The organism is Sandarakinorhabdus sp. (assembly GCF_031422795.1).
In the GTDB taxonomy this organism is placed as follows: domain Bacteria; phylum Pseudomonadota; class Alphaproteobacteria; order Sphingomonadales; family Sphingomonadaceae; genus Sandarakinorhabdus.
Genome location: NZ_JANPML010000252.1, coordinates 1 through 8,041, shown reverse-complemented (window position 1 = coordinate 8,041; position 8,041 = coordinate 1). Strand labels below are relative to the sequence as shown.

Annotated in this window: 10 protein-coding genes; 7 read left to right on the top strand and 3 right to left on the bottom strand. The window is 64.5% G+C overall.

What is annotated here, in order from left to right; all coding sequences use genetic code 11:
• From RMO81_RS09190 to RMO81_RS09160, 7 genes are all read left to right on the top strand, one after another.
• On the top strand, nt 1–739 hold a 739-nt coding region (locus RMO81_RS09190; protein WP_310475534.1), incomplete at its 5' end, for an ABC transporter permease.
• On the top strand, nt 739–1,560 hold the full coding sequence (locus RMO81_RS09185) for an ATP-binding cassette domain-containing protein (protein ID WP_310475533.1): 822 nt from the start codon (nt 739–741) through the stop codon (nt 1,558–1,560). The genes RMO81_RS09190 and RMO81_RS09185, both read left to right, overlap by 1 nt.
• Nucleotides 1,560–2,519, top strand: a complete 960-nt coding sequence (locus tag RMO81_RS09180; RefSeq protein WP_310475532.1) for an MlaD family protein — start codon at nt 1,560–1,562, stop codon at nt 2,517–2,519. The genes RMO81_RS09185 and RMO81_RS09180 overlap by 1 nt, the downstream gene beginning before the upstream one ends.
• Nucleotides 2,516–3,109, top strand: coding sequence for an ABC-type transport auxiliary lipoprotein family protein (locus RMO81_RS09175; protein WP_310475531.1), 594 nt, complete (start codon nt 2,516–2,518; stop codon nt 3,107–3,109). The genes RMO81_RS09180 and RMO81_RS09175 overlap by 4 nt, the downstream gene beginning before the upstream one ends.
• 77 nt (nt 3,110–3,186) lie before the next feature.
• Nucleotides 3,187–4,113: an alpha/beta hydrolase gene (locus tag RMO81_RS09170; protein ID WP_310475530.1), complete on the top strand. Its 927-nt coding sequence runs from the start codon at nt 3,187–3,189 to the stop codon at nt 4,111–4,113.
• A complete protein-coding gene (locus RMO81_RS09165; RefSeq protein ID WP_310475529.1) occupies nt 4,110–4,607 on the top strand; it encodes an RNA pyrophosphohydrolase in 498 nt (165 codons plus the stop codon). The genes RMO81_RS09170 and RMO81_RS09165 overlap by 4 nt, the downstream gene beginning before the upstream one ends.
• Before the next feature lie 21 nt (nt 4,608–4,628).
• Nucleotides 4,629–5,033, top strand: a complete 405-nt coding sequence (locus RMO81_RS09160; protein ID WP_310475528.1) for a GFA family protein — start codon at nt 4,629–4,631, stop codon at nt 5,031–5,033.
• On the opposite strand, the gene thiS is transcribed toward RMO81_RS09160, so the two are convergent.
• The 3 genes from thiS to yidC form a co-directional block, all read right to left on the bottom strand.
• Nucleotides 5,030–6,031: a sulfur carrier protein ThiS gene (gene thiS, locus RMO81_RS09155; RefSeq protein ID WP_310475527.1), complete on the bottom strand. Its 1,002-nt coding sequence runs from the start codon at nt 6,029–6,031 to the stop codon at nt 5,030–5,032. The two genes, RMO81_RS09160 and thiS, sit on opposite strands and share 4 nt — an antisense overlap.
• Nucleotides 6,028–6,681, bottom strand: a complete 654-nt coding sequence (yihA, locus tag RMO81_RS09150) for a ribosome biogenesis GTP-binding protein YihA/YsxC (protein WP_310475526.1) — start codon at nt 6,679–6,681, stop codon at nt 6,028–6,030. Before yihA ends, thiS begins: the two co-directional genes overlap by 4 nt.
• Nucleotides 6,678–8,041: membrane protein insertase YidC (yidC, locus tag RMO81_RS09145; RefSeq protein ID WP_310475525.1), on the bottom strand; the 1,364-nt coding region annotated here is incomplete at its 5' end. The genes yidC and yihA, both read right to left, overlap by 4 nt.

Below are 8,041 nucleotides of genomic sequence, written 5' to 3'. Positions count from 1 at the left end.
CTTCCTCGCCTTTCTGGGGCAGACGTTGGTGGTGCTGGCCAGCACATTGATCGGCCGCCGCCATCTGCGCTGGCACGCGGTGGTGCATCAGGGCGAAGCCATCGGCGTCAACGCGCTCGGCATTGTCGGGCTGCTGCTGTTCCTGGTCGGGCTGGTGGTGGCGCAGCAGGGCGCCGTGCAGCTGCGCCAGTTCGGGGCAGAGGTGTTCACCGTCAACCTGATCGGCCGGGCCACCACCCGTGAACTCGGCATATTGCTCACCGCCATCATGGTCGCCGGGCGATCCGGGTCGGCGTTTGCCGCCCAGATCGGATCGATGAAGCTGAATCAGGAAATCGACGCGCTGCGCACCATCGGGCTCGATCCGATCGAAGTGCTGGTGGTGCCGCGCGTCATCGCCTGTTCGCTGATGCTGCTTGGCCTCGCCTTCTATGGCGGCCTTTGCGCGCTGGTTGCGGGCGGCCTGTTTGCGTGGAGCGAGCTATCGATGCCGCCCGCTGCCTATATCACCCGCCTGCAGGAAGTGATCCTGGTTTCAGACTTCGTCATCGGCATGATCAAGGCGCCGGTGTTCGGCTTCATCATCGCCATCATGGGCTGCTACCACGGCTTTCAGGTGACCGGGAACGCCGAATCGGTGGGCAGCCGCACCACCCAGGCCGTGGTGGAAGCGATCTTCGTGGTCATCGTTTTTGATGCCTTCTTCGCCTTCTTCTTCAGCGCGCTGGGTTACAACTGATGGCAAGGCCGGTCTCTGGGCTTTCCGCCATCCTGCCCGATTCCGCCGATGTGGCAGTGCGGGTGCGCGGGCTGGTCACCGGCTTTGGCGACAAGATTTTGCACGATCATCTCGATCTGGATGTGGCGCGCGGCGAGATCCTTGGCCTTGTCGGCGGTTCGGGCAGCGGCAAATCGGTGCTGATGCGCACCATCATCGGCTTGCAGGCAGCGCGGGCCGGCAGCGTTTCGATCTTCGGCCAGGATGCGCTGGCGGCCGATCCCGCAGCCCAACGCGCCCTGCGCCGGCAATGGGGCGTATTGTTTCAGGAAGGCGCGCTGTTTTCCGGCCTCACCGTGGCGGAAAACATCGAAGTGCCGATGCGCGAATTTCTCCATCTGCCCGATGGGGTGATGGATGGGCTGGCGGCGGCCCGCCTGCGCCAGGTTGGCCTGCCGCCAGACAGTTGCACCAAATTCCCGTCTGAACTGTCGGGCGGCATGAAAAAACGCGCCGGCCTGGCGCGGGCGCTGGCGCTCGATCCGCCGCTGCTGTTCCTTGATGAACCCACAGCCGGGCTCGATCCGATTTCGGCGGCGGCTTTTGACAATCTGATCAAGCTGCTGAAAGACACATTGGGCCTCACATTGTTCCTGATCACCCATGATCTCGACACGCTAATCGCAATCTGTGATCGGGTGGCGGTGCTGGGTGAAGGCAAGGTGCTGGCCTGCGGCACCGTAGACGAACTGCGCGACTTTGATCATCCGTGGGTGCAGGATTATTTCGGCGGACCGCGCGGACGCGCCGCAACAATGCACCCGGGGGGAGAGGCGGCCTGATGGAAAACCGCAGCAATTACGTGATTGTTGGCAGCATCGCGCTGGCGATGGTGATCGGCATCTTTGTCATGGTGTTGTGGCTGGCGCGCTTTTCCGGCGGCGACAACAAGGAGTATGATATTTACTTCAAGCAGTCGATCACCGGCCTGGCGCTGGGATCGCCGGTGCAGTTCAACGGCGTTACCGTCGGCAAGATCACCCAGATCCGCCTGTTGCCGGAACGCCCGGAATTTGTGCGGGTCCGCATTAACATCGACGACAAGGTGCCGGTGCTGGATGGCACCACGGCTGGCGTCGAAGGCGTTGGCTTTACCGGCGTGTCGCAGGTGCAGCTGACCGGCGCGATGGAGGGCGCAAAGCCGATCACCACGCCCGGACCCGATGGCGTGCCGCTGATCCCGCCGCGCACCGGCGGTTTCAACGATCTGCTCGCCACTGCGCCGCAGGTGCTGGCCAATGTCTCGCGCCTCACCGAACGGCTGAACGATGTGCTGAAGGACGAAAACCGCGCGGCCTTGTCGGGCATCCTGAAGAACACCGATATCGCCACCGCCGCGCTGGCCAAGGGCGCGCCGGATCTGCAGGCCGCGCTTGCCGAAGCGCGCACCACCATGACGGCGGCCACCGCCACCCTGCAGCGGATCGAAACCCTGGCCAGTTCCGGCCAGGCTCTGGTTGATAGCGATCTGCGCCCGCTGGCCACCGATCTGCGGCGCACGGTCACCACCGCCAATGCCACGCTGGCCCGCGTCGATGCGCTGGCCGGCAGCGCCCAGCCCGGCGTTGAAATGCTGTCCAACCAGACCATTCCGGAAACCACCCAGTTGATCCGCGAGCTGCGCGAAACCACCGCCCGGCTGGGCGCCATCGCCGCGAAACTGGATGAAGATCCGGCCGGCGCCTTGCTCGGCGGCCGCCGCCTGCCCGAATATCAACCGCCAAAAGGGGGCGAGAAATGAACCTGCGCCTGATCCCGATCGCCCTTCTGCTCGCCGCGTGCAGCCCCCTGGTGCAGGTTGGCGGCAATGCGCCAGCGCCAGCCAGCCTGCTGGTGTTGCGCGCCGACGCGCCGCCGCCGGAATGGCGCGGCCCCGCCGCCGTGGGTGATACGCTGGCCGTGGCCGTGCCCGATGTGCCGGCCGAACTGCAAACGCTGCGGCTGCCGGTGCAGCTTACTAGTGCCACCGTGCAATATCTGACCGGCGCCAGCTGGTCTGAACAACCCAACCGCCAATTTCAGCGCCTGCTCGCCGACACGCTGGTGGGGGCTGGCGTGGCCGTGCTCGACACGCGCAGCGGCGGGGTAGCACCGGCCCGGCAGCTCACCGGCCATCTGCGCGAGTTCGGCCTGGATGTGCGCGGCACGCCGATGGTGCGGGTGCGTTATGATGCGCAACTGGCCGGCCCGCGCGGCGCCGGCACCGTGGCGCTGCGCAGCTTTGTGGCAGAGGAAAAAGTGTCGAGCCAGCAGCCCGCCGTCGTCGCTGCTGCCCTCAATCGCGCGGCCAACCGGCTGGCGGGCGAAGTGGCGGCCTGGGCTAGGGGCTGAGGCCCAGCGAATTTCACCGGTTGCCCGCCAGCAGCACTGGCCTAGAACAGCACGAAACCGCCTTGGGAGTATCCATCATGCCGTATGTCCGCACCGATGTTGCCAATCTGCTGGCCATGATGGCCGCCAATCCCGGCCCGTCGTTCACCGATTTGAGCCCCAGCGATGCCCGTGCCATGTATGTGGGCATGGGCCAGATGCTGGAAGCCCCGCGCGGCGAGATCAGCAGCACCGATCTGACGTTGCCCGGCGGCGTGCAGGCCCGGCTCTATACGCCGGCGACGACTGAAGATGGCACCGTGGTGGCCTTTTATCATGGCGGCGGCTGGGTGATTGGCAATCTGGAGACCCATGATGCGCTGTGCGCCGAAATCGCCCGAACATTGGGCCGCCGCGTGCTGGCGGTGGATTATCGCCTCGCCCCCGAAGCGCAGTTCCCGGCGGCTGCCGATGACTGCATTGCCGCCACCCGCTGGTTGGCCGGCTCGCCCGCCGAAATGGGCGCCCCTGTTGCCGGCATCATCCCGGCTGGCGACAGCGCCGGGGGCCACATGGCCGCACTTGTCACCCGCGAATTGCACGGCCATCTGCCGGTGCCGATTGTGGCGCAGTGGCTGATCTACCCGGTCACCGACATGACCGCCGCCGAAGGTTCGATGGTGGAAATGGGCGACGGCTATGTGCTGACCAAGGCGACGATGGACTGGTTCATCGACGCCTATATGGGCAAGGGGTCTGACAAATTGCTCCACCCCTGGGCCAGCCCGCTGCACGCCGAAACGCTGGACGGCCTGCCGCCGGCGATGCTGATGACCTGCGGGCTCGATCCGCTGCGCGATCAGGGCCGCGCCTATGCCGGCCGGCTGATCGAACATGGCGTGCGCACCATCTATCGCGAAGCCGCTGGACAGATCCACGGCTGCTTCACCATGCGCCAGGCGATTCCGTCCGCGCAGGATGATCTGATGGGCTGTATTGCCGATCTGAAGCGGCTGCTGGCATGACCCCCTCCTCGATCCCGCGCGAACATAAATCCGGCCTGCCCTATCGCCCCTGCGTGGGGGTGATGCTGGTCAATGCCGATGGTCTGGTCTTCACCGGCCAGCGCCTCGATCAGATGGTGGAAGCCTGGCAGATGCCGCAAGGCGGGATCGATCCCGGCGAAGACCCGTATGACACCGCGCTGCGCGAACTGTGGGAAGAAACCGGCGTCGATGCAGGCCTGACCAGCCTGCTCGGCGAAACGCCGGAATGGCATTATTACGATCTGCCCGACGATCTGATCGGCCGCCTCTGGAAAGGCAAATACGCCGGCCAGCGCCAAAAATGGTATGCGCTGCGCTTCCACGGGACGGACGCCGACGTGAACATCGCCACCCCCCACCCCGAATTCCGCCACTGGCGCTGGAGCCCGGTCGATATGCTGGTGGAGATGGCTGCGCCGTTCAAGCGCGAGCTGTATTCCGATGTGATTGGGGTATTGTCGCCTTATCTGTGAACTGCAAACGGGGAGGACAAAATGGCCAATCTGGACGGTGGATGCCTGTGCGGGGCGGTGCGTTACAACGTGGCGGCAGAGCCGGTGATGCAGGCGGTTTGCCATTGCAAGAATTGCCAGCGTCAGGCCGGCAGCGGCTGGTCAATGATCATGGGTGTGCCGGCAGCGGCGCTGGCGGTCACTGGCGAGGTGAAGTCCTATCAGGACCATGGCGAATCCGGCGGCGACGTGCTGCGCCAATTCTGCCCCATCTGCGGCTCCCCGCTGTTCAGCCGGGTTTCGGCGGCGCCTGATCTGGTGTTCATCAAGGCCGGCACACTGGATGATACCAGTGCCTTTACGCCGCAGATGCAGTTCTGGACCGACAGCAAGCAGCATTGGGTGGATATTGCCGGTGTGCCCGGCTTTGCCCGCAACCCCGGTTAAATCAACCCCGCCAGCGGGCTCGACGGATCGGCGTAGCGCCGCTTGTTCATGCGGCCGGCGCGGTAGGCGAGGCGGCCGGATTCGACGGCCAGTTTCATGGCGCGGGCCATCAGGATCGGGTCCTTGGCCTCGGCGATGGCGGTGTTCATCAGCACGCCGGCGCAGCCCAGTTCCATGGCGACTGCGGCATCCGATGCTGTGCCAACGCCGGCATCGACCAGAACCGGCACCTTAGCATTCTCGATGATCACCCGCAGCGTCAGCGGGTTCTGGATGCCCAGGCCTGATCCGATCAGGCTGCCCAGCGGCATGATGGCGGCGGCGCCCAGATCTTCGAGTTTTTTCGCGGCGATGGGATCATCGGCGCAGTAAACCATCACGTCAAAGCCATCCTTCACCAGGATTTCGGTGGCGCGCAGGGTTTCGGCCATATCGGGATAAAGCGTGCGGGCTTCGCCGAGCACTTCCAGCTTGACCAAATTCCACCCGCCGGCTTCCCGCGCCAGCCGCAAGGTGCGCACGGCATCATCGCCGGTAAAGCAGCCGGCGGTGTTGGGCAGATAGGTGAAACGCTTGGGGTCCAGAAAATCGGTCAGCATCGGCTGGCTGCGATCGGTCACGTTCACGCGCCGCACCGCCACCGTGACGATTTCCGCGCCGCTGGCTTCGGCCGCCGCGGCGTTCTGGGCATAATCCTTGTATTTGCCGGTGCCGACGATCAACCGCGAGGTGAAACGGCGGCCGGCGACGACCCAAGAATCTGAGTTCTCGTCGTCGTCTTGCCCACCACCAACGAAATGCACGATCTCCAGCGCATCGCCATCGGCCAGCTGCACATCAGCCAGGCGCGAACGCGGCACGATGGCCAGGTTGCGCTCCACGGCGACCTTTTCCAGCGGCAATTCCAGTTCCGCCAGCAGGGCAACAATGCTGGTGCCGGGGGCGACACGGCGCAGTTCGCCGTTCAGGGTAATGCATAGCGCGGTCATCGTCATCATTGGCCAGTGGCGGCGGCCAGCACGGCGGCGCGCAATTCGGGGATGCCCACACCCTTTTCGGCAGAGGTGGCGATCACTTCGGGATAAGCGGCGGGGTGGATGCGGGCGGCGGCAGACGTCGCCTCGTGCACCTTGGCGAGCTCGGTCGGCTTGATCTTGTCGCCCTTGGTCAGCACCACCTGAAAACTCACGGCGGCCTTGTCGAGCAGCGTCATGATCTCGCGGTCGACCGGCTTGATGCCGTGGCGGCAATCGATCAGCACCAGCACCCGGCGCAGCACGACGCGACCGCGCAGATAATCCTGCACCAGATGCTTCCACTGCCGCACCACATCCTTGGGCGCTTCGGCAAAGCCATAGCCGGGCATATCGACGATGCGAAACAGCGTCGGTTCGCCCACTTCGAACACGTTCAGTTCCTGCGTGCGCCCCGGCGTGACCGATGCGCGCGCCAGGCCATTGCGGCCGGTGATGGCGTTCAACAGCGAGGATTTGCCCACGTTCGAACGGCCCGCCACTGCGATTTCCGGCACGTCTGGCGCCGGCAGGAACTTCAGTTCCGGTGCGGACAGCAGAAAGCTCACCGGCCCGGCAAAACGCTTGCGCGCGGCCTCGATCAGGTCGGCCTTGATGATCTCTTCGTCTGTCACTTGCGGCGGCGTCCTGCACTTGGCTTCGGCGCACCCGGTTTCGGACCAGCAGGCTTGGGGCCAACGGGCTTGGGCGGGATCGGCTTCACATCGATCACGGCTGCCGATGGCGGGGTCGCCGGGGTCGGATATTTGCGGTTCATGTAAAGCTGCTGCCCGATGGAGACGAGGTTGTTGATCGTCCAATACAGCTGCAGGCCGGCGGCAAACGGCGCCATGAAGAACATGAACAACCACGGCATCAGCGCAAACACCTGCTGCTGCACCGGGTCCATCTGGGCAGGCGACAGTTTTTGCTGCAGCCACATGGTCACGCCCAGCAGGATCGGCAGCACGCCCAGCGCAATCATCTCTGGCGGCTGCCAGGCAATCAGGCCGAACAGGTTCAGCGGCGTCAGCGGATCGGGCGCGGACAGATCGGTGAGCCACAGCACAAACGGCTGATGGCGCATTTCAATCGAGATCAGCAGCGTTTTATACAGCGCATAGAAGATCGGGATCTGCAGCACGATAGGCAGGCAGCCGGCGAGCGGATTGACCTTTTCGTTCTTGTAGATGGCCATGATTTCCTGCTGGGCGCGCAGTTTATCATCGCCATATTTTTCCTGGATCGCCTTCATGCGCGGGCCGATCAGCCGCATCTTGGCCATCGATTCATATTGCTTGTTGGCAATCGGGAACATGATTGCGCGCACAATCAACGTCAGCCCGATGATGGCGACACCGAAATTGCCGGTGAATTTGAACAGGAAATCGAGCAGGTAGAAAATCGGCTTGGCGATGATCTCGAACCAGCCCCAGCTCACCGATTTGTCGAGGCGCGGAATGCCGGCTTCGGTGTAGCGGTCGATCAGATCGACTTCCTTGGCCCCGGCAAACAACTTGGCGGTGCTGGTCACGCTGCCGCCTGCCGGCACGGTGACGGCCGCGGCCAGCCAATCGGCCTGATACTGGCCGGCGGCATATTGGAAGGTGGCGTCGATCCTGGCCTTCTGGTCGGGCACGGAGGCGGCCAGCCAATATTTCTCGGTCAGGCCGAGCCAGCCACCGGTGGAGGTGAAACGCTGCGGGCCTTCTTCGCGCAGCTTCTCGAATTCCAGGTCGCTGTCCTTCAACGTGTCCTGCAGCACGCCCACCGGGCCAACATGCACGTTGACTTCGGCCGCTGGCGCTTCGCCGCGACGCGATACCAGGCCGAACGGCTGCAACGCCACCGGCGCGGCGCCGGGGTTGGTGATGCTCTGTTCGACGGTGAACATGAAATCCGCGTCGACACTCACCTTCTGGCGGAAGACGAGGCCCTGCGGCGAGGTCCAGCTGAGCGTCACCGGGGTGGCGGGGGTCAGCGTGGTACGATCGG